We start from the raw sequence: 24,104 nt of genomic DNA, 5'->3' as shown, positions 1-24,104 counted from the left end.
TAGCTGAACCTATCCAATCAATAACCTTGCTTTTAGGATTTAGACAAGCTTGCAAAACGCATTCGCCTCTAATTCCTGAGCTAACAAAACCTGCAACCCTGCAGGCGTTCCTTCTTTATGTTCTTTTTTAAGCATTATCGTTATTCTTTAGTGTTAAAAACACGGAAACATTTCTGTCCCCGGCACTTAACCTTGATCTACATCGTTAAGGTCTGATATAGTAACTTTCCAAAATTTATATATTAGTAAAATGAGAAGAATAGGTTTTTTTGTACTATCACTTACAATGTTACTATCGTTAAGTTCACTGTCAGACGACCGGAATTTGATCGGTGAGGGACAGCAACCACAAGTAAGTATAGATACCAAAGGGATAATTAGGGTAATATTCGGATCTGCCGATCAGATATTTTGTGTTGCCTCAACAGATCATGGCGTATCGTTCAGCAACCCGGCACTCGTTGCCAAATTACCCGAAATGCACTTAGGTATGGCCAGGGGCCCACAACTGGCAAGTTCAAAAAACTTTTCTGTGATCACCGCTATGGATAAATCCGGCAATATCCACTGGTATCGCCTTGCTCATGCTACTGGTATTTGGAAGAGCATGGGCATCCTCAACGATCAGCGTGGGTCAGCTCCCGAGGGATTAATGAGTATTGCCGCTGACGATCAGGATCATTTTTATGCGGCATGGCTTGACATCCGCACCGGCAATCATAACCAGATCTATTTTTCATCCTTATCAGGCAGTAATACCAAATGGATTAAAAATACTATGGCCTACCAATCACCCGACCAGCACGTTTGTGAGTGCTGTAAACCCAGCATAGCAGTGCAGGGTTCTTCGGTTGCTATCATGTTCCGCAACTGGCTGAACGGTTCGCGCGACCTGTATGTAAGCCGTTCGTCCGACATGGGGCGAACCTTCTGGGCAGCGGAAAAGATGGGCATGGATACCTGGAAACTGAACGGCTGCCCGATGGATGGCGGGGGACTGCGGATCAGTCCGGCCAGCGCGGTACAGACAGTATGGCAACGGAAAGGCAATATTTATTATGCAACTCCCGGCAAGCCGGAAACCTATCTGGCCAGGGGAAGGACCTGTAGTATTGCCGGCAACGGACAAAATCCACTGATTACTTATCAAACAGGTGATACGCTGAATGTGATCGCTTTCCCTCAAAAAACACCAAGGATGGTCGGGACCGGCGGCTATGTGAAAGCGGTGCAGTTGAGCGCGACCGGCAATCTTTTCGTATGGGAACAGAAGAACCTGATCAGGTTCCGAAAAATGTAAAAACTAAACCTTGCGAAAATAAGCATGGTTATATTGGTTACCCCAAAGACAAACAATCTTTTCCGGTTTATCCGCAAAAAATTCATCATACGCCATTTTAACACCGGGGTTAATATCGAGGCCTTCAACTCCGGTGGAAGCATCAAAATAATCCATCATGATACAAACCGAATTTTTCGGCATACGGGGATATATGCTTTCAAAACAATGCAGCATCACAGCCTTGTGCTCGATTTTATCACCGCCGAAACCGCAGTCGATGTGTACAAACGCTATTTCAGCGGGCAATTCATCCGGCAGGGTTGTTTTAAAATCCCCCTTATGCACAATCGGCTGTTTTAGCTTCGCCTTGTTAAAATTGGCCTTTAGTTCTTCTTCAACACTTCCCTTGACCTTGAAGGAGGCGAAAAAGCTATCGTAAAGGTGCAATTGCTTATCAGAGGCATTCAACTCGATCACCTTTTGAAAAATGAGCGCACATTGTCCGGTGAAACACCCCAATTCTACCACGTCACCGGGAACCCCGTTAAAAATGACCGAATCCAGCAAGTGGTAATAGTTGATCCGCTGCTCGGGCGTATTCATATCTATATTGGTATCGAGCTGCTTTACCTGGTAGCCTGTTTGCATGAACCGCAGTCCTTTATTAACAAACTCAATTAACGCGGAGCGTTTTTTCTCATTTACGGCGTAAGGTTTTTTAACAAGGAAATAATTGTCCATAACGTAAAGGTTGAAATCGTGTGTTTAGACATTAAGTGATACTATCAACTAATATTCAATAATAGGAAATTATTTCAAGATTTGTTGGAATGAATTATACGGTATTCTGTAAATTTTAGGCAGAATCCTGTAAAATTCAAAACCTGAACCCCGTATAAATTTGTGCTGTTAAACAAAAGACATGGCAGCAATACAATTACAAACTCTTACGTTCCCAGTTACCGGTATGACCTGCGCCGCCTGCGCATCCAGTGTAGAATCGATGATCGGCACCCAAAATGGCGTTGAAAAGGCCGAGGTGAACTATGCTACGCAATCCGTTAAAGTTGCCTTTCATCCCGAAATTATTCAGGCTTCCGGTTTACAACAATCCGTTCAATCAATCGGCTATGACCTCATCATCGATACAGTTAACGGCAAAGAAAAACAAGCGGAAGCGCAGCAAACTCATTACCGGCAGTTGAAGCGAAATATGACCTGGGCCATTATTTTAACTATTCCAGTGGTACTGATCGGGATGTTCTTTATGGACATGCCTTATGCCAATTACATCATGATGGCTTTAACCGGCCCGGTACTTTTTATAGCGGGCAAAAATTTTTTTATCAACGCCTGGAAACAGGCCAGGCATGGCCGTGCGAATATGGATACACTGGTCGCCATGAGTACCGGCATCGCCTTTGTATTCAGCGTATTCAATACTTTGTTCCCTGAGTTCTGGCATCGCCGGGGCTTGCACCCGCATGTTTATTACGAGGCGGCTTCGGTCGTGATCGTTTTTATTATGCTGGGGAAATTATTAGAAGAAAAGGCTAAATCCAATACCTCATCCGCCATTAGAAAACTGATCGGCCTGCAACCAAAAACAGTGTTGCTCATCACTGCAGAAGGTGAAAAAGAAACAGCTATTGCAGATGTGCAGATCGGCGACCGCCTGTTGGTTCGGCCAGGTGAAAAGATCCCGGTTGACGGCATAGTTGATGAAGGTAACTCTTTTGTGGATGAAAGCATGATCACAGGGGAGCCTGTCGCTGTAGAGAAAAAAGCAGGCGATTCTGTTTTTACCGGTACCTTAAACCAAAAGGGAAGTTTCCGGTTTACGGCAGAAAAAGTTGGCGGCGAAACCTTGCTGGCCCAGATCATTCAATTGGTGCAGGATGCGCAAGGCTCTAAGGCACCCGTCCAAAAATTGGTGGATAAGATCGCAGGCATTTTTGTTCCTATCGTCATGCTGATCGCTGTATTAAGCTTGGGTGCCTGGCTGGTATTTGGCGGGCAACATGCCTTAACACAAGGCTTACTGGCGATGGTTACGGTACTGGTGATTGCCTGTCCCTGTTCTTTGGGTTTGGCTACTCCAACCGCCATTATGGTGGGTATTGGCAAAGGAGCCGAAAACGGCATTTTAATTAAAGATGCAGAAGGATTGGAATTAGGACATAGCGTTAACGCAGTCGTATTGGATAAAACCGGCACGATAACCCAGGGGAAGCCCGTAGTTACTGATCTGCTTTGGGCAAAGTCCCTTCCAAATGATCAAGGTCAATTACAGGGATTATTTTTAGCGATGGAACAGCAATCCGAACATCCTTTGGCTGAGGCAATCGTAGCCCACCTTAAACCCTGCAATAACGTTTCAGTAAAAGTAAATTCTTTTAATAGTTTAACCGGGCGGGGCGTCGAAGCGAATTTTGAGGACCGGCATTACTTTGCTGGAAGCCATAAACTGATCGGGGAAAGAAACGTATCCGTACCGGAAGAGTTAAAGGCGCCTGTCAGCACCTATTTAAACCAGGCAAAAACGGTGATTTACTTTGCCGATCAAACGCAAGTATTAGCCATTACAGCCATAGCCGACCCAATCAAAACAGGCTCAGCAGTAGCCGTAAGCCAGTTAAAAAGACAGGGGATTGCCGTTTATATGTTGACCGGCGATAATGCGCAAACCGCAGCGGCAATTGCCAAAGAAGCGGGGATTGACCATTTTCAGGCCGACACTATGCCATCAGATAAAGCGGACTTTATTAAAAAACTACAGAGTGAAGGTAAAATTGTAGCTATGATCGGTGACGGCATCAATGACAGCCAGGCCTTAGCACAAGCTGACGTAAGTATAGCGATGGGCAAAGGTTCCGATATAGCAATGGACGTAGCCAAGATCACCCTGGTTTCGTCAGACCTTCAACAGGTACCCAAGGCATTAAGGCTTTCCAAACTAACCGTGCGCACGATAAAGCAAAACCTATTTTGGGCATTTATATATAACCTGATCGGCATACCTATTGCCGCCGGTATATTATATCCCGTCAATGGTTTCTTGCTGAACCCCATGATCGCCGGTGCGGCAATGGCTTTAAGCTCTGTATCGGTGGTCAGTAATAGCCTGCGGCTGAAATTTACAAAACTTAATCTTTAATTATTAAAATCAATAAATATGGAAACTTTAAAATTCAAAACAAATATCAAATGCGGTGGCTGTATTGCAACCGTAACCCCGGCTTTAGATAATCTGGAAGGTATAGCCAAATGGGAAGTAGACACCACCAACCCGGATAAGATACTTACAGTCAAATCGGATAATGGATTAACCGCCAATGACGTTATCAGCGCACTAAAAATCAACGGTTATAACGCTGAGGAAATTTAACCGTATTTTTGTTAAATAAATATATGATCCTGCATATTAAAAATATGGTTTGTGACCGCTGCATCATGGTGGTCAGGCAACAGTTGGAGAACATGGGATTGAACGTTGGTGTGGTCAATTTGGGCAGCGCTGATGTTCAGCCCGAGCCCGACAATGAACAACTGCGCCTGATCTCCTCGCAGTTTAAATTATTGGGCTTTGAGTTGCTTGACAATGAAAAAGACCAGATGGTTGAACGGATAAAGACCCTGATCATTGAAAAGATACATTATACCGACCTTTCAGATACCCACCTGAATTTTTCGCAATACCTGTCTGAGGGATTGAATAAGGATTATGCCTACCTCAGCCGTATGTTCTCCGATGCGGAAGATACCACCATTGAAAAATTTATTATTCAGCAAAAGATCGAAAAAGTAAAAGAATTGCTGGAATACGGCGAACTGAATTTAAACGAGATCACCTGGAAAATGGGTTACAGCAGCAGTTCACATTTATCCGCGCAATTCAAGGCGATCTCCGGTATAACGCCGAGCCAGTTCAAAGCTTTAAAGCAGGGTGAACGGAAGCCCATAGACAAAATTTAAGCAAAATCAAACAAAAAGTATTTCCCTTTAGTTAAAAACTAAAACGTTAACCATGGAAAAGGAAACTACAAGACATTTGTTTTGACGCTGTTATGTTCGTTTATCATCATGTATTGCGTGATGTTTTTGAATGTTGACCAGGCAGATCATATCTATCTAAGTATGACCCGGCTTTATATGACGTTAATGATGGTTGCTGCCATGGCCTTATTGATGTTGGCGATGATGCGGATGATGTATAAAAATCGTAAGCTAAATGTGATCATCATTTTATCAAGTACGGCGGTGTTTGTTTTTTCACTCATTGGCGTACGAACTCAGAGCTTTGTTGGTGATGTGCAATATATGAAAGGGATGATACCGCATCATTCCATTGCTATTATGACCAGTAAAAACGCAAATATTAGAGATCCGGAAGTAAGAAAACTTGCCGACGGGATAATTGCAGCTCAGGAGAAAGAAATTGCTCAAATGAAAAGAATTTTGGCCCGGATGAATAAATAATGGCTATAAATTTTAAACGGAATTATGTAAAACCTTTTTAGGCAAATTCCCTAAGTTTGTAATTGAAGATGAAGATCAAAGCACTATTACTTTTATTCACATTCCTGCTAAATTCCGCGGTAGGATTGCGTTGTGCGCTTCAGAAAGAAGATGACTGCTGTGAGGAAGTTGCAGAACATCAAGCCAAACTAATTCAACAAGACCAGCCGTCACTTACTGTTGTCGTTCAGGTAGATCCTTGCTGCCAGGATGCGGTTAATAATTTTGCTTCCTTGGCCAAATTGGTGCCTCAACCGGTAAAAGTTTCGGTTTCGGTAGATGCTGTTCTTGTTCAGTCCCCCTATTTTTATACATCCATTTCAATCCCCGTTGTGCAAACAGTTCATCGATCCTTAATTGATGAGCGACAGCGGCCTCCTACGCCCGATATCCGGATCATTATCCAAAGTTTCCAGGTTTGATTTAAATTATTCAATGAATGAGTATGGCTTTGCCATGGCTAAAATTATTGTTTAACATATTATCAGATCATTATGAAAAAGATATTTTTATTAGTTGCCGTAATGGCAACTGTTTCTACTCAATTGCTTTTTGCGCAAGACACTAAATCAACTGCGCTAACTCCCTTACTTACTTCTTATTACGACGTCAAAGACGCTTTGGTCAAATCAAACAGTGCTGATGCTGCTACCCATGCAGGTGAATTTTTAAAAGCCGTTAAAGGCGTAGATATGAAATCGCTTCCAGCTTCCGACATGACTGTGTTTATGGATTTGCAGGAAAAGCTGGCTTTTGATGCGAGACATATTTCAGAGAGCAGAGATATTGCTCATCAAAGGGAGCATTTTGCTAATTTTTCGGTCAACTTCTTCAAACTGGCCAAAGCTGTAAAATTGACCGGGCAGCCGGTTTATTACGCATATTGCCCGATGAAAAAGAGTTACTGGTTGTCGGCTGAAGCCGGTATCAAAAACCCATATTACGGCAGCCAGATGCTGACCTGCGGGAAGGTTACCGAAACCCTGAATAAATAAATTAACAATTTAAATATTAACGATTTATTACACTAAGGCAGTGTAATAAATCGTGGTTTATTTTATATGAGAAAAATAGTATTCGTAGCGATGATGATCTGTCTAAAGCAAATCACGTTTGCCCAAACCGATATGCAAAATATGGCGGCTATGCAAAAGCAACAGCCGGTCACCTATACTTGCCCCATGCACCCGGAAATTCATGATCCCAAGCCTGGTAACTGCCCCAAGTGCGGGATGAAATTGATTAAAGAAAAACCTAAAGTAGCCCCAAAAAAGGCAGCCGGTATGAAAATTCCGATGAAAGACACCGTTACAAGCAAGAACGATATGGATGGAATGAAAATGGAGGGAATGAAAATGAGTAATGTTAAGGAGTCGACCAATGCTATCAAAAGTGCAAAAGCAAAGTTAGGCCCGATTACAACACTTATCAATAATGTTCCGCCACGCACTGTTCGTTATGATCTTTACATTGCAGATACCGTTGTCAATTATGGCGGGAAACCAAAAAGGGCTATCGCGGTTAACGGCAGTATTCCCATGCCGACCCTGACTTTTACCGAAGGCGATACCGCCGAGATCTACGTGCATAATAAATTGAAGGAAGAAACATCCCTGCACTGGCACGGACTTTATTTACCCAACCGTTACGATGGCGTACCTAATTTAACACAGATGCCGATCATGCCGGGTGAAACCCATTTATATAAATTCCCAATCAAACAGCATGGAACCCATTGGTATCATAGCCACACCGGTTTGCAGGAACAAATAGGAATGTACGGAGCTTTTATCATGAATAAGCGGAAGGAATGGAACATCCCAACATTGCCGATAGTATTGAGTGAATGGACAAACATGAACCCCAAAGAGGTTGATCGCAGTTTACACGCGGCATCTGACTGGTTCGCCATACAAAAAGGCACCACACAAAGCTATTTGGAGGCGATCAAATCAGGCCATTTTAAAACCAAAATAGCGAATGAGTGGAAGCGGATGAACGCGATGGATGTCAGCGATGTTTACTACGATAAGTTCCTGATCAATGGTAAAAACCAAAACGAACAGCCCCAGTATAGAGCCGGGGATAAAGTAAGGCTGCGTATCGCCAATGGCGGCGCTACTACCTACTTCTGGCTCAAATATGCCGGTGGTAAAGTCACTGTGGTGGCAACTGATGGTAATGATGTAGAACCTGTTGAAGTTGATAGGCTGATCATCGCGCCATCCGAAACTTACGATGTGGTAGTAACTATTCCGGATAATAAAAGCTATGAGTTTTTAGTCACCCCGGAAGATCGAACCAAATCTGCCTCGCTTTGGTTGGGGAAAGGTCAGAAAGTATCCGCCGAAAAAATGCCAAAGCTGAAATATTTCGCGGGCATGAAGATGATGAATGAGATGATGGACATGAACGGTAACATGGTAACGATGGAAGGCATGGCGATGCAGAACCAAACAATGGACATGAATACCGTGATGTACCCGGAAATAACCGGTGCGGACAAGTCACAAGCAGATGATAAAAAATCCGCTATGCCGAATATGCAGATGCCGAATGACAAAAGCATGGCAGGCATGAATATGGCACCTGACAATTCGGATATAGTAACGCTCAATTACGGGATGCTCCGTGACCCTCACAATACTACGCTACCCAAAGGCCCGATGAGGGAATTAAAATTCGATCTAACCGGAAACATGAACCGTTATGTTTGGACAATGGACAACAAAACGGTATCAGAATCGGATAGGATACTAATCAAAAAAGGAGAAAATCTACGGATCATCCTCTACAATAACAGCATGATGCGCCATCCGATGCACCTGCATGGGCACGATTTCAGGGTAATTAATGGGCAGGGTGAAAACGCGCCAATGAAGAACGTTGTCGACATTATGCCGATGGAGCGAGACACCATTGAGTTCAATGCTTCCGAAGTTGGTGGCGACTGGTTTTTCCATTGCCATATTTTATACCACATGATGAGCGGAATGGGTAGGGTATTCAGTTATGAAAACTCGCCTCCAAATCCAGAAATACCCGATCCTAAACTGGCGCGGCGCATGTTGAATCGCGACGATCAAATGCCGCATCTGATGGGCAAGATCGGACTGGAAAGCAATGGAAGTGACGGGCAGATCATGTTGGCCAATACCCGCTGGAAAGCCAGCACGATGTGGCATTTAGGTACCGATGCGATGATGGGCTATGAAAGTGAAACCATGATCGGGCGTTATATAGGCCGGATGCAATGGCTGTTTCCTTATGTGGGCTTTGATTACCATTACAAGAAATTTAATCCTGATGAAAAAAATATCTTTGGCAGTGATGCTAAAAATCTTTTCGGCCAAGTAAGCAATAAGGAAAACCGCCACACGGTCGTAGCCGGTTTGGCTTATACACTGCCGATGCTGTTTGTCGCTGATGCCCGTATAGACGGTAATGGCAAACTGCGCTTCCAGTTAGGAAGGGATGATATACCGGTTTCAAGTCGTTTACGCTTTAATATCATGGTCAATACCGATAAGGAATACGCGGCAGGTTTAAGATACATCGTTACTAAATACTTTTCCTTGTCAACGCATTACGATAGCGATATGGGTTTAGGCGGTGGATTAACATTAACTTATTAAAACTTTACAGCTATGAAAAATCAACACGAACATCATACTATGGGAGGGCATAAAATGCCTGCCGGTAAACATGTGGCTCATAACGATGATGTTATGGATCACAGCCAAATAAAACATGGTAGCAATGCGCACATGGAGATGTCGGAGCATGACCACCACGCCATGATGATCGCTGATTTTAAAAAGCGGTTTTATGTGGTGCTGGTACTGACCATTCCGGTCATGTTGTTGTCTATGCAAATTCAGCAATGGCTACACCTGGACATTAACTTCAGTGGTTCATCCTACCTGCTTTTTGCTTTGGCTTCTGTGGTTTTTGTTTATGGCGGCTGGCCATTTCTAAGCGGCTGGATGAGCGAGATGAAGGCTAAAAATCCAGGTATGATGACCCTGGTCGGATTTGCCATCACGGTAGCCTATGCCTACAGCGCGGCCACAGTATTTGGACTAAAGGGCATGGATTTCTTTTGGGAACTGGCTACGCTGATCCTGATCATGCTTTTAGGGCACTGGATAGAAATGCGTTCGGTGATGGGCGCGTCAAATGAACTGGAGCTATTGGTTCAATTGATGCCCGCCGATGCGCACATGGTCATGGGCGATCAAATTCATGATGTAAAAACCGATACCTTAAAGGAGAACGATGTTATTTTGATAAAGCCGGGAGAAAAAGTTGCGGCCGACGGAATTATACTGGAGGGTGAAAGTTATTTGAATGAATCCATGCTGACCGGGGAATCCAAGCCGGTGCAAAAAGTAAAGGGTGATAAAGTTATTGCCGGTTCTATCAACGGCAATGGCTCCTTTAAAGTTACGGTGTCCCATGCGGCCAAAGATTCCTATCTATCGCAGGTGGTTAAACTGGTAGATGATGCGCAAAAGTCAAAATCACAAACGCAGCTATTAGCCGATACTGCAGCCAAATGGCTAACCGTAATCGCCTTGGTAACCGGCATCGGTACTTTTCTGTATTGGTATTTAACCGGCCAAACTTTAGCTTTCGCGATGGAGCGAATGGTGACTGTTATTGTAATTTGCTGTCCCCATGCGTTAGGGCTGGCGGTGCCCTTAGTGGTTGCCAAATCAACTGCGTTGTCGGCAAAACATGGCTTACTGATCAAGAACAGGACGGCATTTGAAAACTCCCGCAAGATCACCACCATTGTGTTCGATAAGACCGGTACGCTTACTGTTGGTAAATTTGAAGTATCAAAGATTGTCCTGTTGGATAAAGGAGTGGACGAAAAAGAGCTTATCCGTTTAGCATCGGCACTCGAACAAAACTCAGAACACCCTATCGCTACCGGTATCTTGCAAAAAGTAAAGGATTTAAAGATCACTATTCCGAAGGCAGAAAACTTTAAAGCCATCACCGGTCAGGGCGTTGAGGCTACGGTAGCAGGTAAAAAAATCAGGGTGGTTAGTCCGGGCTATTTAAAAGAACACAAGTTCACTATGCCGGATGGATTTACGGCCAATGATTCGGAAACGGTCGTATTTGTACTGATCGACAAGAAACTGGCCGGATATATCGCTTTATCAGATAAGATCCGTCCCGAATCAGCGGAAGCCATCAAAACCTTAAAAGATGAAAATATCAAATCTATCCTGCTTACGGGGGACAATAATAAAGTAGCCGCCATTGTGAGTAAAACTTTGGGCATGGATAGTTTTATCGCCGAAGTACTACCGCATCAGAAGCTGGAGAAGATAAAAGAATTGCAGGGAAAAGGTGAATTTGTAGCGATGACCGGCGATGGTGTGAATGATGCGCCTGCACTTGCCCAAGCGGATATTGGAATCGCGGTAGGATCGGGAAGCGATATCGCCGCAGAAACCGCAGGAATTGTTTTGGTGAACAGTAGTCCTAAGGATATTGTCAGTTTGATCTTGTTTGGCAAAGCGACTTACCGGAAGATGATCCAGAACCTGGCCTGGGCCACTGGCTACAATGTGGTGGCTTTACCATTGGCTGCCGGAGTGTTATATAACCAGGGAATCTTGTTAAGCCCTGCAGCGGGTGCTGTTTTAATGACAGGAAGTACCGTCGTTGTGGCGATCAATGCAAGTCTGTTAAAAGTAAAATCTGAATATAAGAAACAGCAATAAAACAACAGTATTAAACATCCTTCGGGTGGAAGTGCAGCTTTACGCCAGTGAAAATGGGCTTTTACAAAGAGATCCACATGTAAATGTTTCTCTTCCTGACCTTAATCGGTATTACTGTTGCCGGCCTGTTTCCTAGGGTATTTTTTTTTTTCGGTTGTGTTGCTGGTTCATGCCAACATACAGTGGAGGACTTTGCACGCTTGAAGCCCATTGCCTGAAAAGTGATGCAAAGTTATAGAACACTTCAAGATTGGCCTTGCGATTTGAATTAAATAAACCAAATTACTTACATTTGTTTATGAGGGTGCCTGATCATAAAAAAATGAGTGTGCTGTTGCTGACTGCGGCATACCTTTTTATCGTGCTTACCCATATTCTCTTGCTACCAAACCATCACTTGGTTTCAAATAAGTCGCAGTCACGTTATAATTCTATCTTCAAAAGAAGACTGGATAATTCAAGCGCTCAGGCACTCAGTATGATGCACCGTACCGATAAGTCTGTTTTGAATAAAGATCAAAATATACAGAGCCTATTTGTTCAACTGGCCGGGGTGTTTTTGAACTTGTTTTTAATTCCGCGGATAGTAAGGCAACTAAGGCCACCTACCTCGATACTACATCACCTTTCGGCCACTTTCCCTTTCCGACTCGCCCTTCGTATTTGATTCTTTTAGTAATAAGCATTTAACAAACTGTCCATTCCGGGCAGGTTTCAATCTGTTTGTCTAAAAGAATTTATTATGCAAATTTTATTATCGAAAAGCCTGCGTCGTTTAAGCAGGCTATACAGCCGTGCCATCGTTAACGTCCTGCCTGATCTTCGCCTGGAACATTACGCAGAGATCCTATTACTGGCGTCCACTAAGCATACCCCAACCCATAAGGAGCTTGCGGAATTATTCCAGGTAGATAAGTCCCGTATTGCGGTGCTCATTGAAGGTATGACCAAAAACGGCTTTGTTTATACGGAACAAAATGTAGCGGACCGGAGGGCTCATTTTATCTATCTGACCAACAGGGGTAAAGAAAGTGTACCCAAGATACAGGAAGCTATAGAGCAAGTAAATCATATGATCAACAAGCAAGTCGACAAAACGCATTTGGATCATTTTTATGAAACACTTTTTAAGATGCAGTCAAACTTAGTTGACATCGCACTTTAGCTGTAAGCGACAGGAGCGTTAGAAGTAATCACTTCTGTCGAAGTCCCTGAGCACGTATACAGTAGGCAGCTTTACTGACGCATTATGCCGGGTGATTATTATCGGATGCTGTGGTTTATTTTCATAAATGATCGCTCGTATACTATAAAAAATTAATTTATGATTGCTAAAGATCTCAGAAGATTAAGCAAGCTATATGTAAAAGTGCTTGCTTTACACCTTCCGCCACCGCACACAGAATATATGGCTGAGGCAATGTTATTTATTTCCGGCAGCGCGGGGTGCATGAAACAAAGGCAACTTGTAGATTTTATGGAAGTTGACCGGAGAAGTCTGATGCCAATGCTAAAAGAGCTGCTGGACATAGGTTACCTGCTTGCTACGGAACATCCCGAATGCAGGAACGAGTATCTTTTTTCGCTGGCCGAAAATGGTAAAAAAGTCATGCCTCAGATTCATGAGGCGGTTAGCGCCGCTGAAAAGATCATAGAAGAAAAACTTGGGGAATCCAGATTAAGTTTGTTTAAAAAGGAGATGGTTCAGATAGAGGTAAGCCTCAAAAGCAAACTGCTTGGTTATGAATTTAAAAAGCCATAAAAAGCTTCTAACCTGCGTTGAGTTAGATTTCGGTAATCCGTAAGATATATACATGGTAGCCCATCAAATTAATTGTTGCAATTCGAGGTTATTGAACAAAGTGCTTGTATCGCACCAGTCTCCTGACGGAACAAATTTTAATAATGAAGGTTGTATAACTTTAAGTGTGGATATGACTACTCAAAATAACATTGATAAGCCAGTTGCCAACCCCGGTGACCATCTGGCTAATGAACGGACTTTTTTAGCCTGGATCAGGACAAGCATTGCTTTAATGGGTTTCGGCTTTGTGGTGGTTAAATTCAGCCTGTTCATCCGGCAGCTCGCTTTGATTTTACCCGGTAAAGTGGTTTTACCAACCAAAGGGTATTCCTCTGAGATCGGTATCTTGTTGGTCGCCATTGGTGCCGCTATGGCATTACTGTCATTTTTCCGCTACCGTTCAACTGAAAAGCAATTGCTGGATCACGCTTATAAACCATCTTTTTTATTATCCGTTTTCCTGACAGCCTCCATTTTGGTTATTAGTGCTTTATTGATTTATTATCTTTTACCAAGTATTTAATATCGTCAATCATAACTTTTGGTTATTGAACATCACGTTTTGCGATATCACAAGCAGCTATTTTGACTGTACCTTTGATATATCAATCAAAGAGGACAGCAACAATGGAAGACCCGGATTTAGAAAAAGAGCTCGTTAAAACGATAATTAAAATGTCACGTTATACAATCTACATCAGTTGTATCGCGGTCGCCTGTATGGTTATTGTCATCGTTTCCCTGTCAAACATGGGGTCAAACAGCCCGGCGGTAATAGAAGCAACAGCGCCCGTTAGTACTACTATCCCGTCCACTGAATCCTCCGCCGGTACTACGCCGCGGTCTATTTCGGCTGATGCCTGGAAAGCTCCTGACGAAAGTACCATTCCGGCAGGCAAAGCAGGTGATGCCATTCGGTACGGCCGGGAGCTGATCGCGCATACCGCCCAATACTTCGGGCCTAAAGGAAGTGTAGCCATGATCACCAACGGGATGAATTGCCAGAATTGCCACCTGGCAGGCGGTACGAAACTTTTCGGTAACGATTATGCCGGGTTCATCAGCAGCTACCCCAAGATGAGCGGCCGAAGCGGCAAGGTTGAACCAGCTTCGGAACGCATTGCAGAATGCTTTGAACGCAGTTTAGCGGGCAAGGTGCCCGATACCGCAGGTAAAGAAGTACAATCCATATTGGCCTATATGAAATGGATCGGCAAGAGTGTAAAGAAAGGCCAGAAGCTATTTGGCAGTGCAACTGAAAAAATTGCTTTCATGGATCATGCGGCCGACCCTGCAAAAGGTAAAGAGGTATTTGTAATGAAATGCCAGAGCTGCCACGGCTCCAATGGTGAAGGCCTTTTGAACGCAGATAAAAAGACCTATGCCAACCCGCCACTATGGGGGAAGCATAGTTATAATGATGGTGCCGGGATGTACCGCTTAACCAACCTTGCCGGATTTGTCAAAAACAACATGCCTTTCGGAGCAACCTATCAAAGCCCGCAACTAACAGATGAAGAAGCCTGGAACGTATCTGCCTTTATCAATACACAACCCCGGCCGCATAAAGACCAGCACAGGGATTGGACCGACCTGAAGAAAAAACCTCTCGATTTTCCGTTTGGCCCTTATGCCGATGGCTTCAGCGAAAAGCAGCACAAACTCGGTCCTTTTAAACCCATCAAAGACGCACAAAAAGAATTAACCAGTAAAAAATCATAAACAAATAGAAAACATGAAAAAGTACGCTTTCCTACTCGCAGCATTCGCGCTGATCGCTTTTGTAAAACCTGCCACAGCGCAACAAACAGATCCGGCCACCTTTACCGGTGCCGAAGCTAAACTTAAACATTATAATGCTTTATACATCCTTAACTCTAATGATGAGAAAAGGATCAAAGGGACGCTGCGTAATATCGACAACGCGATTGAAGATCCACGGCTGAAAGGTAAACTGCATGTCGAACTGGTCGCTTTTGGTGATGGCGTAGCCGTATTTATGAAAAACGGTGCTTACGAACAGGCTTTGAAAGATCTGCAGGCCAAAGGGGTAATCTTAGCACAGTGCAACAACACGATCAGGGAACGTAAAATAGACAAGGCCGATCTTTTCCCTTTTATTTCCTATGTGCCCAGCGGCAATGGCGAGATCATTATCCGTCAATACGAAGGATGGGCGACCGTACACCCGTAATCCATATCACCAATTCAGTTTAAATAACAGCTCATGAAATATCTTCAGATAATATCCACAATAGCCATAATAATCGCCCTGGGTGGCCAGGTAAAAGCACAGGATCACCGCTTTGATCCGCCGTGGAATACCCCGCCGGAAAGTAAGGTCATGTTTACCGTGCCCGGCGTAGATAACGTACCCGATCTGTTCGGCGACATTATCGATCCGCAGTTAGTCGTATTCTTTGCCGGGAACCAGTTCATGTGCATAGACGACCTGATGGCAGCTTTTAAAAAGGAACACCCGCAATACCAGCGCATTTTTGCGGAAACTTTACCGCCGGGAATTTTAGCCAAGCAGATCATCGGTGGCTCCATCACCATCGCCAACATGCGCATCACTTTAAAACCGGATGTTTATACCGCTGGTAAAAGCCGCACCGACCAGATGCCGGAATATTTCAGCAGAACAGAACCTTATGCTTATAACCGTTTGGCCATTATGGTTCAGAAGGGCAATCCAAAAAATGTAAAAGGACTGAAAGACTTGGGCCGTGCGGATGTACGGGTCAGTATGCCGAACCCGGAATGGGAAGGTATTGGAAAGCGCATTGAAGAAGCCTATGTATTAGCCGGAACAGAAACTTTGCGTAAAACGATCATGGAAGACAAAGTCAAGGATAGCACTACCTACCTTACGCAGATCCACCACCGCCAAACACCCATGCGCATTTTATACAACCAATCGGATGCGGCACCCGTATGGTATAGTGAGGCTTATTATCAAATGATGATCAAACACCCTACAGACCTGGTAGAGATACCTGCTAAAGAAAACATCAACGCCACTTACGTTGCCGGGCAAATGAAAAATGCACCGCATTCACAGGCAGCGAAAGATTTTATGGATTTTTTGATCAGCCCGACGGCCAAAGCGATTTACCGCAAATACGGATTTACAACTAAATAAGATGAGAAAATATATGTTATTGCTGATCGCCACCATAGGTTGCCTGTCAGTTTTCGCCCAAACCGATACCCTGCATGTTTATGGCCCTGGTGGCCCGCTATCCGCCATGCAGGATTGTGCTAAAGTGTTTACTACAAAAACTGGCATCCCGGTAATTGTGGCGGGAGGTCCAGAGCCTAAATGGTTGGCGCAGGCCGGGCAAAATGCCGATGTAATTTATGGTGGTGCCGAGTATATGCTTACGCAGTTTATTCAGGCCCATCCGGGCATGGTTGATGCCAGTACAAGAGTAGAGTTGTACAAAAGAAAAGCTGCCATTTTGGTCAGACCGGGAAACCCTAAACATATTGCAACGCTGAAAGACCTGACGAGGCCAGGGGTTCATATTTTAGATGTGAACGGCGCAGGGCAGTTTGGATTGTGGGAAGATGTCGCCGGAAAAGAGGATTTAATCGGAAGTATCCAACAAAATATCGCAGGATCATTCGCCAATACTGCTTTAGGTATAGAGGCCTGGAAAAAAGATAATACCTATGACGCCTGGATCACTTATGCATCTTGGCATGAAAATTTGAAAACGATCACTCAAACAGTAGAATTACCGATATCATTGCGTTTATACCGGGGTACGCCGGTAGCAATAACTACTAACAGCAAGCATGTTGCGCAGGCTAAACAATTTGTTCAGTTCCTAAAAAGTACGGAAGGTCACACGATATTTAAAAAATGGGGTTGGGAATAAATCAATAACTTTACATTATCAATCATCTATAATGGTGATGAAAACAGTGCGATTTCATGATTGATTTTTGAACAACAAATCAAACAGATCATGAAAACTTTACAAAATTTAACACATTACCAATTTTCAGAACAAACCTTTGCTTTAGGAGAAAAGATCATTAATGTAAGCATATACATAGCAGCTTTTGCATTTATGATATTTCCTTTTGCTATACTATTTTTAAGATTATGTTAGACTTCCGCCTCCAGGTATTTTATACTGTTGCCAAACGGCTCAATTTCACCAAAGCTTCAGCTGAATTGTATATCAGCCAGCCCGCGGTTACCAAGCACATTAAGGAACTGGAAGCGGAATATAAAACCAGCCTTTTTGAACGGAGTGGCAATAAAAAAATAATATTGACCCCGGCGGGTGATATGTTACTGCAATATGCAGACAAACTCTTAGCTATTTACAAAGAATTGGAGTTTGACATGAACTTGTTGGCGAAACAACATATGGGTACGTTACGTATTGGTGGCAGCAATACCGTTTCCCAGTATGTTATACCACCGGTTTTAGCCCAGTTTCATCAAAGATTCAAAGATGTGCAAGTCAACTTGGTTACCGGCAACACTGAGCAAATAGAGCAGGCACTGTTAAACAAGGAAATTGACCTCGGTATTGTAGAAGGAATACACCGAAACCCACAGATTAAATACCAGGAGTTTATCGCAGATGAACTGGTGTTGGTGTGTAGTATCAAAAATAACACGATCAAAAAAGATGCTATTAAACCGGAAGAGTTAAAAAGTTTGCCGCTGTTATTACGCGAGCCGGGATCAGGTACGCTGGATGTTATTGCCCACGCCTTAAAACCCTTTGATATCAAAATTGCCGATCTTCAAACAGAAATGCAATTGGGTGGAACCGAAAGCATCAAATCTTATTTAATGCACAGCAATTGCTTTGCTTTCCTTTCGGTACAATCCATTTTAAACGAGTTAAAAACCAATTCCCTCAAAATAATAGATATTAAAGACCTAACCATTGAACGCCCGTTTTATTTTATCCAGCCGCACGGCCAACCAGCGTCACTGGCAGAATTATTCATGCGTTTTACGAAAAGCTATAAAGCGATTTGATCATCATATCTTTATCACGATGAAATTATTTGGAACTATTTTAGAAGAGGATTTACGTGCCAACAGCCAGCTGAAAACCCTGCCGGCCGAAACGGTGATGATGCAATCGAATAGTTATATCCGATCCATTCCGGTGGTGCTATCCGGCAGCATGCGTGTTATGCGCGAAGATGAAGATGGCCGCGAAATATTGCTTTACTATATCAAACCAGGCGAAAGCTGCATTATGTCTTTTTTAGCCGGGATACATGAAGATACCAGCAAAGTCAAATTGGTGGTGGAAGAAGATTCCGAAGTATTGATGCTACCTATAGCCAAAGCCAGTGAATGGATCAAGGTATATCCGGAATGGGCCGACTTTATCTTTAAACTTTATCATAAGCGTTTTGAAGAATTGCTCGAGGTGATCAATGCGGTTGCCTTTCAAAAGTTAGACGACCGGATCGTTTCCTTGCTGAAAAGAAAAGCGAATGTTTACGGATCGAATGAGTTTAGTATAACCCATCAACAACTGGCCGAAGAGTTAGGTACCACGCGCGAGGTAGTTTCCCGACTGTTGAAACAAATGGAAAAACAGGAATTAATTACGCTTTCCAGAAATAAGATCTCTTTAAATATCCCTCTGTAACATAGGTCACCAACCGTTAGCTGCGCAAGCGCTATTTTTGTTTCCATGGAAATAGCAGGATACGCATTGGCAATTTTGATCGGCTTATCATTAGGTCTCATTGGCGGTGGCGGCTCTATCTTAACCGTGCCCATCCTGGTTTATTGCTTTAAGATAGACCCCGTGATAGCAACCACTTATTCGCTTTTTGTGGTTGGTATAACCAGCTCGGCAGGTGCGCTAAGCCATTACCGCAAAGGTAACATGAATTTTAAAATAGCTTTTGTATTTGGTATTCCATCATTAATAGCTGTATTCATCATGCGTAAATGGGTGATGCCTGCTGTGCCGCATCATTTGCTCAATATTGGTTCGTTTGAACTTACCAAGCCAGTCTTATTAATGCTTGTTTTCGCGATGTTAATGTTGGCCGCTTCCATTTCGATGATCAGGAAGAAAAAAGAAATTTTAGTTTCCGACTCACAGTTGAGCTATACCAAATTGGTGATCCAAAGTATTATAGTTGGCATCATCACCGGTTTTGTAGGCGTGGGCGGTGGCTTTTTAATCATTCCATCGCTGGTTTTGTTTGCCGGTTTGTCCATGAAAAAAGCCGTGGGCACATCCTTAATGGTAATGACCATCAGTTCATTGTTAGGCGTATTGGGTGACGTAAGCCGGCATGCCCCAATCGATTATAAATTCTTATTGCTGTTTTCAGCATTTGCCATAGCCGGAATTATAACGGGCAGCTATTTAACCAAATATATAAGCGAAACAAAACTAAAGCCTGCTTTTGGCGGGTTTGTGTTGCTGATGGGCATATTTATATTGATCACAACTTTAACAAAATAATATGGATATCATTAAACAACCCTGGCCCTGGTATGTGGCAGGTCCCCTGATCGGGTTGATCGTACCAGCTTTATTACTTTTAGGTAATAAAACTTTTGGTATTTCCGGAACGCTTAGACAGGTCTGCGCTGCCTGCATCCCCGCCAATATTTCATTCTTTAAGTATGACTGGAAAAAGGAGAGCTGGAATCTTTTTTTTGCAGCCGGAATTATTATAGGCGGCTTTATTGCTACCTACCTGCTGTCAAACGCCGGGCAGGTAAATATCAATCCACATACGACAGCGCTGCTGCAGCAGGAAGGTGTCAAGGATTTTAGCGGTTTATTGCCGCAGGATATATTCAGCTTTAGTCAGCTGTTCACCCTGCGTGGATTTATTTTTATTGTTGTGGGTGGTTTCCTGGTTGGTTTCGGAACCCGGTATGCGGGAGGCTGCACTTCAGGCCATGCCATCATGGGGATATCTTCTTTACAGTGGCCATCTTTAGTGGCAACCTGTTGCTTTATGATCGGCGGATTTGTGATGACCTGGTTCATTTTACCTTATTTATTACAGTTATGAAAAATGTCAAATTCTTAGTAGTAGGGATGCTCTTCGGTATTATCCTCGTCAAATCCGAAGTGATCTCCTGGTTCCGGATACAGGAAATGTTCCGCTTACAAGCCTTCCATATGTATGGGATCATCGGTAGCGCCATAGTCGTAGGCATCATTTCAATTCAGCTCATCAAACGGTTTCAGTTAACGACCATACACGGAGAAAAAATTGTTATTGCTGACAAAACATTTCATTGGGGTAATGTCTACGGTGGATTGATTTTCGGTTTAGGCTGGGCAATAACCGGAGCTTGTCCGGGACCGCTTTTCGCCGAGATCGGCAGCGGCTTCTTCGTAATTATAGTTACGCTGTTAAGCGCGATTGCGGGAACTTGGACTTATGGTTTATTAAGGGAGAAATTGCCTCATTAATAATAGATAAAATGAAAATCGAACAATTTGAAGATAAAGGGCTATCGCACTATTCCTATGCCATTTTGAGTGAATGTGACCGCCAGATAGTTTTGATAGATCCATCAAGGGATGTAAGTCAATATTTGGCTTACGCTGAGAATAATGGAGCGAGGATTATCGGCGTAATTGAAACGCATCCGCATGCCGATTTTGTAAGCGGGCATTTAGAATTGCATCAAACCACTGGCGCGACTATTTTTTGTTCTGCATTAGTAGGCGCAGTTTACCCGCATCAAACTTTTGATGACGGGAATAGTATCAGTTTTGGCAAGATCACATTAAAAGCGTTAAACACGTCCGGCCACTCTCCCGATAGTATCTCTATCGTATTAACACACGATGGTAAAGACAAAGCGGTATTTACAGGTGACACCTTATTCATCGGTGATTGCGGCAGGCCAGACCTGCGTGAAAGTGCAGGTAATCTAACAGCTAAAAGGGAAGAATTGGCAGCAAAAATGTATCATTCACTCCGGGAAAAATTAATGGTGCTGGACAATGAAGTAATTGTTTACCCTGCGCATGGGGCTGGAACACTCTGTGGTAAGGCATTAAGTGAAGCCAACAGCAGTACCATTGGCGCTGAAAAATTGAGTAACTGGTCGTTACAAAATATGACTGAATCGGAGTTTATATCTATGCTTTTGCAGGATCAGCCCTTTGTACCAAAATATTTCCCGTTTGATGTAGAATTAAATAAACACGGCGCAGGAAACCTGGCGCAGGAAATTGCAAATGTTCCGATTGGCCATCCTGAAGTATTAAACAGCAGTATTTATATCATTGACACACGGGCTGAAAAAGAATTTAAAAAAGGGCATCTTCCGGGGTCGATTAACCTGCAAAATGGCGGCAAGTTTGAAACCTGGCTGGGGAGCATTATTGCACCGGAGGAAGCTTTTTACCTGGTTGCAGAAAATGAGCAAATTCTCGAAAGCCTGATTTTGCGCTGCGCGAAGATTGGCTATGAGCATTTTATAGAGCGGGCATTTGTTTTTCAGGCAGGAACAGCAATAATGGATACTACTGATTTACGTAGGTTTTCAACGAATCAAACAGAATATACCATTGTTGACATTAGGAATACTGGAGAAGTGAAGGAACACCCGGTATTTAAAAATGCCATCCATATACCGCTTCCCGAATTAAGGGAAAGAGTTTCGGAAATACCCTTTAATAAACCCATAATTGTACATTGCGCAGGTGGCTATCGCAGCGCGGCTGGCAGCAGTATCATTAACAATGCTTTTGGCAATAAAGCAAAAGTCTATGACCTGGGCGAAGCCATTAAAGATTTTTTATAGCAATGGATAAAAAAGAACATTGGGAAAAGGTTTACCAAACCAAATCGCTGACCGAAGTGAGTTGGTATGAACCCGTACCCGAAACGTCGTTGAATATTATTGCCAGTCTCAAATTATGTAAAAATGCTGCCATCATTGATATTGGTGGTGGCGACAGTTTGTTAGCTGATCATTTGTTAGCATTGGGTTATACCAATATTACAGTGCTCGACATATCAGCAGCAGCGATTGAAAGGGCAAAATTGCGTTTAGGGCCAAGAGCCGCTTTAGTTAAATGGATCATAAGGGATATGCTCCTGTTTACCGGATCTGAAAAATTTGATCTCTGGCATGACCGCGCTACATTTCATTTCCTGACAGACCTACAAGACCGGCATATATATTTAGATATTGTAAACAGAAATCTAAAAGAGAAAGGCTATTTGATAGTCAGTACATTTGCGTTAGACGGACCTGAGAAGTGCAGCAATTTGCCCGTACATCAGTTTTCTGAATCAACGCTCTTCGATGTGTTCGGCCTTTATTTCACAAAGATAAATTGCTTTGAGAAAGAACACCCGACTCCCGTCCTTACTTTACAGCAATTTCTATATTGTACGTTTCAAAAAACAATAACTTTTGGTTATTGATCATCGCTTTTTATGATAAAAATGACTTGTAAGAATGATGGATCTTTGAGCATCAAAAGACAAGATTATGCATACTCAACAACATCCATTAACTTCTAAAACTGCCGGACTACTGATCAATTTGAATGAAAACAGCCGTAAGATTATTTTTATAATTTGTGTAACCTTATGTCTAACCCCGTTTATCAGTCCGGCTATCGCCTTATTGATGGGTTTAGTGATCGCCCAATTTACAGGGCATCCTTACTTGCATCTCAATCATAAAGCTACGCATCTATTATTGCAGATTTCTGTAGTTGGTTTAGGTTTCGGCATGAATGTGCATAGTGCCATGCAAGCCGGAAAAGAAGGGGTTTTATTCACAATTGCTTCGATCACCGGAACCTTGATTTTCGGTTATTTCATGGGCAAGTGGTTAAATATTGAAAAGAAAACCTCTTATCTGATCTCTGCCGGTACCGCCATCTGTGGTGGTAGTGCCATTGCCGCAATCTCACCGGTGATCAAGGCTGAAGAAAAGCAAATATCAGTCGCCCTTGGCTGTGTGTTCATACTGAACTCGATAGCTTTGTTTATTTTCCCGATGATCGGTCATCATTTTAACCTGTCACAAACGCAATTTGGCTTATGGTGCGCGATTGCCATCCATGATACCAGTTCAGTAGTAGGTGCCGCGAGCAAATACGGACCACATGCTTTGGAAGTAGCCACCACCGTTAAATTGGCCCGCGCTTTATGGATCATCCCGGTGGCGTTTATGTCGACTTTCATTTTCAAAAACAAATCAAAAAAAATCAGCATTCCTTACTTCATCGGTTTGTTTGTTCTGGCCATGATCGCCAGCACTTACATCCCTGCCACTAAATTGATCAGCCCTTATATGATCATGATCGCTAAGGCTGGTTTAACACTTACCATGTTTTTAATTGGTGCAGGTTTATCCAGAAAAGTATTGGTATCAGTTGGGTTCAAACCTCTGTTCCAGGGAGTCGTGCTTTGGATCGCCATTTCCTGTGCCGCTTTGTATGCCGTGATGCACTTGGCCTAACTGATGAGTGGTGGTACAGCCCACAAATTTCATCTGTTTTTATTACGCCAAACTGGGTTCTATGCACTTCCCCTTGGGATTTTTTAAAAATCAAATTATCCTGCTAATCGCTTCAAATCTTTAAGAAAATGGTTCGAGATTATTCCCCTACGGGCTACAAAATCACCCACCTTGGGAACAACGTGGGAATGAATTAAAGAAAATTATCATGAAAGAGGCCGTCTCATAAGTAAAATTATGAGGCGGTTTTTTTGTATAAGCGGGAGAGATTTTGTAAATTAAAGGCAT

At 43.2% G+C, this 24,104-nt stretch carries 25 protein-coding genes; 24 read left to right on the top strand and 1 reads right to left on the bottom strand.

The features are described 5' to 3' along the window. Nucleotides 1-250 precede the first annotated feature (250 nt). A complete protein-coding gene (locus Q3W13_RS15690) occupies nucleotides 251-1,300 on the top strand; it encodes a hypothetical protein (protein WP_302865323.1) in 1,050 nt (349 codons plus the stop codon). A gap of 3 nt (nucleotides 1,301-1,303) precedes the next feature. Here the strand turns inward: Q3W13_RS15690 and Q3W13_RS15685 are convergent, their stop codons facing one another. Further along, on the bottom strand, nucleotides 1,304-2,023 hold the full coding sequence (locus tag Q3W13_RS15685) for a TylF/MycF/NovP-related O-methyltransferase (RefSeq protein WP_117383574.1): 720 nt from the start codon (nucleotides 2,021-2,023) through the stop codon (nucleotides 1,304-1,306). A 181-nt stretch (nucleotides 2,024-2,204) separates the two neighbouring features. On the opposite strand from Q3W13_RS15685, the gene Q3W13_RS15680 reads away from it, so the two are divergent. The 23 genes from Q3W13_RS15680 (at nucleotide 2,205) to Q3W13_RS15570 (ending at nucleotide 23,816) form a co-directional block, all read left to right on the top strand. Further along, on the top strand, nucleotides 2,205-4,439 hold the full coding sequence (locus Q3W13_RS15680) for a cation-translocating P-type ATPase (RefSeq protein WP_302865321.1): 2,235 nt from the start codon (nucleotides 2,205-2,207) through the stop codon (nucleotides 4,437-4,439). An 18-nt stretch (nucleotides 4,440-4,457) separates the two neighbouring features. Then, nucleotides 4,458-4,670, top strand: a complete 213-nt coding sequence (locus Q3W13_RS15675) for a heavy-metal-associated domain-containing protein (RefSeq protein WP_117383572.1) — start codon at nucleotides 4,458-4,460, stop codon at nucleotides 4,668-4,670. A gap of 23 nt (nucleotides 4,671-4,693) precedes the next feature. Next, nucleotides 4,694-5,257 carry an AraC family transcriptional regulator gene (locus Q3W13_RS15670; RefSeq protein WP_302865315.1) on the top strand — a complete coding sequence of 188 codons (564 nt, stop codon included), beginning with the start codon at nucleotides 4,694-4,696 and terminating at the stop codon, nucleotides 5,255-5,257. 186 nt (nucleotides 5,258-5,443) lie between these two features. Then, entirely contained in the window at nucleotides 5,444-5,761 is a 318-nt protein-coding gene (locus Q3W13_RS15665; protein ID WP_302865314.1) for a DUF305 domain-containing protein, read from the top strand. A gap of 68 nt (nucleotides 5,762-5,829) precedes the next feature. Continuing rightward, nucleotides 5,830-6,222: a hypothetical protein gene (locus Q3W13_RS15660; RefSeq protein ID WP_302865313.1), complete on the top strand. Its 393-nt coding sequence runs from the start codon at nucleotides 5,830-5,832 to the stop codon at nucleotides 6,220-6,222. Nucleotides 6,223-6,294: 72 nt separating this feature from the next. Beyond that, on the top strand, nucleotides 6,295-6,795 hold the full coding sequence (locus Q3W13_RS15655) for a DUF3347 domain-containing protein (RefSeq protein ID WP_302865312.1): 501 nt from the start codon (nucleotides 6,295-6,297) through the stop codon (nucleotides 6,793-6,795). A gap of 66 nt (nucleotides 6,796-6,861) precedes the next feature. Beyond that, complete coding sequence (locus Q3W13_RS15650; RefSeq protein ID WP_302865310.1) at nucleotides 6,862-9,435, top strand: multicopper oxidase domain-containing protein; 2,574 nt, start codon at nucleotides 6,862-6,864, stop codon at nucleotides 9,433-9,435. 12 nt (nucleotides 9,436-9,447) lie between these two features. After that, entirely contained in the window at nucleotides 9,448-11,544 is a 2,097-nt protein-coding gene (locus Q3W13_RS15645; protein WP_302865308.1) for a copper-translocating P-type ATPase, read from the top strand. 742 nt (nucleotides 11,545-12,286) lie between these two features. Next, a complete protein-coding gene (locus Q3W13_RS15640; RefSeq protein ID WP_302865306.1) occupies nucleotides 12,287-12,709 on the top strand; it encodes a MarR family winged helix-turn-helix transcriptional regulator in 423 nt (140 codons plus the stop codon). A gap of 159 nt (nucleotides 12,710-12,868) precedes the next feature. Then, complete coding sequence (locus Q3W13_RS15635; RefSeq protein ID WP_302865304.1) at nucleotides 12,869-13,306, top strand: hypothetical protein; 438 nt, start codon at nucleotides 12,869-12,871, stop codon at nucleotides 13,304-13,306. Between the two features lie 172 nt (nucleotides 13,307-13,478). Further along, on the top strand, nucleotides 13,479-13,871 hold the full coding sequence (locus tag Q3W13_RS15630) for a YidH family protein (RefSeq protein WP_117383533.1): 393 nt from the start codon (nucleotides 13,479-13,481) through the stop codon (nucleotides 13,869-13,871). Nucleotides 13,872-14,023: 152 nt separating this feature from the next. Then, nucleotides 14,024-15,070 carry a c-type cytochrome gene (locus Q3W13_RS15625; RefSeq protein ID WP_229704640.1) on the top strand — a complete coding sequence of 349 codons (1,047 nt, stop codon included), beginning with the start codon at nucleotides 14,024-14,026 and terminating at the stop codon, nucleotides 15,068-15,070. A gap of 13 nt (nucleotides 15,071-15,083) precedes the next feature. Next, a complete protein-coding gene (locus tag Q3W13_RS15620) occupies nucleotides 15,084-15,542 on the top strand; it encodes a DsrE family protein (protein ID WP_117383531.1) in 459 nt (152 codons plus the stop codon). A gap of 33 nt (nucleotides 15,543-15,575) precedes the next feature. Continuing rightward, nucleotides 15,576-16,493: a substrate-binding domain-containing protein gene (locus tag Q3W13_RS15615; RefSeq protein WP_117383530.1), complete on the top strand. Its 918-nt coding sequence runs from the start codon at nucleotides 15,576-15,578 to the stop codon at nucleotides 16,491-16,493. A 1-nt stretch (nucleotide 16,494) separates the two neighbouring features. Next, entirely contained in the window at nucleotides 16,495-17,235 is a 741-nt protein-coding gene (locus Q3W13_RS15610) for a substrate-binding domain-containing protein (protein ID WP_117383529.1), read from the top strand. A gap of 230 nt (nucleotides 17,236-17,465) precedes the next feature. Next, nucleotides 17,466-18,362 carry a LysR substrate-binding domain-containing protein gene (locus Q3W13_RS15605; protein WP_302865290.1) on the top strand — a complete coding sequence of 299 codons (897 nt, stop codon included), beginning with the start codon at nucleotides 17,466-17,468 and terminating at the stop codon, nucleotides 18,360-18,362. Between the two features lie 19 nt (nucleotides 18,363-18,381). Beyond that, complete coding sequence (locus Q3W13_RS15600; RefSeq protein ID WP_117383527.1) at nucleotides 18,382-18,990, top strand: Crp/Fnr family transcriptional regulator; 609 nt, start codon at nucleotides 18,382-18,384, stop codon at nucleotides 18,988-18,990. 45 nt (nucleotides 18,991-19,035) lie between these two features. After that, nucleotides 19,036-19,824: a sulfite exporter TauE/SafE family protein gene (locus tag Q3W13_RS15595; RefSeq protein ID WP_117383526.1), complete on the top strand. Its 789-nt coding sequence runs from the start codon at nucleotides 19,036-19,038 to the stop codon at nucleotides 19,822-19,824. 1 nt (nucleotide 19,825) lies between these two features. Further along, complete coding sequence (locus Q3W13_RS15590) at nucleotides 19,826-20,386, top strand: YeeE/YedE family protein (protein ID WP_302865284.1); 561 nt, start codon at nucleotides 19,826-19,828, stop codon at nucleotides 20,384-20,386. After that, a complete protein-coding gene (locus Q3W13_RS15585; protein WP_117383524.1) occupies nucleotides 20,383-20,793 on the top strand; it encodes a DUF6691 family protein in 411 nt (136 codons plus the stop codon). The genes Q3W13_RS15590 and Q3W13_RS15585 overlap by 4 nt, the downstream gene beginning before the upstream one ends. Before the next feature lie 11 nt (nucleotides 20,794-20,804). After that, a complete protein-coding gene (locus Q3W13_RS15580) occupies nucleotides 20,805-22,139 on the top strand; it encodes a rhodanese-like domain-containing protein (protein ID WP_134336503.1) in 1,335 nt (444 codons plus the stop codon). 2 nt (nucleotides 22,140-22,141) lie between these two features. Further along, nucleotides 22,142-22,768: a trans-aconitate 2-methyltransferase gene (locus tag Q3W13_RS15575; RefSeq protein WP_302865273.1), complete on the top strand. Its 627-nt coding sequence runs from the start codon at nucleotides 22,142-22,144 to the stop codon at nucleotides 22,766-22,768. Nucleotides 22,769-22,835: 67 nt separating this feature from the next. Continuing rightward, the gene (locus tag Q3W13_RS15570; protein ID WP_302865270.1) at nucleotides 22,836-23,816 is read left to right on the top strand and encodes a YeiH family protein; all 981 of its coding nucleotides are present in this window, start codon (nucleotides 22,836-22,838) and stop codon (nucleotides 23,814-23,816) included. The last annotated feature ends 288 nt before the right edge of the window (nucleotides 23,817-24,104 follow it).

It is taken from the genome of Mucilaginibacter sp. L3T2-6 (assembly GCF_030519355.1).
In the GTDB taxonomy this organism is placed as follows: Bacteria; Bacteroidota; Bacteroidia; order Sphingobacteriales; family Sphingobacteriaceae; genus Mucilaginibacter.
Note: the sequence above shows the minus strand (reverse complement) of the source record. Positions and strands in the feature narration are given on the sequence as shown.

Coding starts and splice junctions, on each gene's coding strand:
- Q3W13_RS15690 (WP_302865323.1), top strand. CDS start 251: ATGAGAAGAATAGGTTTTTTTGTACTATCACTTACAATGTTACTATCG.
- Q3W13_RS15685 (WP_117383574.1), bottom strand. CDS start 2,023: ATGGACAATTATTTCCTTGTTAAAAAACCTTACGCCGTAAATGAGAAA.
- Q3W13_RS15680 (WP_302865321.1), top strand. CDS start 2,205: ATGGCAGCAATACAATTACAAACTCTTACGTTCCCAGTTACCGGTATG.
- Q3W13_RS15675 (WP_117383572.1), top strand. CDS start 4,458: ATGGAAACTTTAAAATTCAAAACAAATATCAAATGCGGTGGCTGTATT.
- Q3W13_RS15670 (WP_302865315.1), top strand. CDS start 4,694: ATGATCCTGCATATTAAAAATATGGTTTGTGACCGCTGCATCATGGTG.
- Q3W13_RS15665 (WP_302865314.1), top strand. CDS start 5,444: ATGATGGTTGCTGCCATGGCCTTATTGATGTTGGCGATGATGCGGATG.
- Q3W13_RS15660 (WP_302865313.1), top strand. CDS start 5,830: ATGAAGATCAAAGCACTATTACTTTTATTCACATTCCTGCTAAATTCC.
- Q3W13_RS15655 (WP_302865312.1), top strand. CDS start 6,295: ATGAAAAAGATATTTTTATTAGTTGCCGTAATGGCAACTGTTTCTACT.
- Q3W13_RS15650 (WP_302865310.1), top strand. CDS start 6,862: ATGAGAAAAATAGTATTCGTAGCGATGATGATCTGTCTAAAGCAAATC.
- Q3W13_RS15645 (WP_302865308.1), top strand. CDS start 9,448: ATGAAAAATCAACACGAACATCATACTATGGGAGGGCATAAAATGCCT.
- Q3W13_RS15640 (WP_302865306.1), top strand. CDS start 12,287: ATGCAAATTTTATTATCGAAAAGCCTGCGTCGTTTAAGCAGGCTATAC.
- Q3W13_RS15635 (WP_302865304.1), top strand. CDS start 12,869: ATGATTGCTAAAGATCTCAGAAGATTAAGCAAGCTATATGTAAAAGTG.
- Q3W13_RS15630 (WP_117383533.1), top strand. CDS start 13,479: ATGACTACTCAAAATAACATTGATAAGCCAGTTGCCAACCCCGGTGAC.
- Q3W13_RS15625 (WP_229704640.1), top strand. CDS start 14,024: ATGTCACGTTATACAATCTACATCAGTTGTATCGCGGTCGCCTGTATG.
- Q3W13_RS15620 (WP_117383531.1), top strand. CDS start 15,084: ATGAAAAAGTACGCTTTCCTACTCGCAGCATTCGCGCTGATCGCTTTT.
- Q3W13_RS15615 (WP_117383530.1), top strand. CDS start 15,576: ATGAAATATCTTCAGATAATATCCACAATAGCCATAATAATCGCCCTG.
- Q3W13_RS15610 (WP_117383529.1), top strand. CDS start 16,495: ATGAGAAAATATATGTTATTGCTGATCGCCACCATAGGTTGCCTGTCA.
- Q3W13_RS15605 (WP_302865290.1), top strand. CDS start 17,466: ATGTTAGACTTCCGCCTCCAGGTATTTTATACTGTTGCCAAACGGCTC.
- Q3W13_RS15600 (WP_117383527.1), top strand. CDS start 18,382: ATGAAATTATTTGGAACTATTTTAGAAGAGGATTTACGTGCCAACAGC.
- Q3W13_RS15595 (WP_117383526.1), top strand. CDS start 19,036: ATGGAAATAGCAGGATACGCATTGGCAATTTTGATCGGCTTATCATTA.
- Q3W13_RS15590 (WP_302865284.1), top strand. CDS start 19,826: ATGGATATCATTAAACAACCCTGGCCCTGGTATGTGGCAGGTCCCCTG.
- Q3W13_RS15585 (WP_117383524.1), top strand. CDS start 20,383: ATGAAAAATGTCAAATTCTTAGTAGTAGGGATGCTCTTCGGTATTATC.
- Q3W13_RS15580 (WP_134336503.1), top strand. CDS start 20,805: ATGAAAATCGAACAATTTGAAGATAAAGGGCTATCGCACTATTCCTAT.
- Q3W13_RS15575 (WP_302865273.1), top strand. CDS start 22,142: ATGGATAAAAAAGAACATTGGGAAAAGGTTTACCAAACCAAATCGCTG.
- Q3W13_RS15570 (WP_302865270.1), top strand. CDS start 22,836: ATGCATACTCAACAACATCCATTAACTTCTAAAACTGCCGGACTACTG.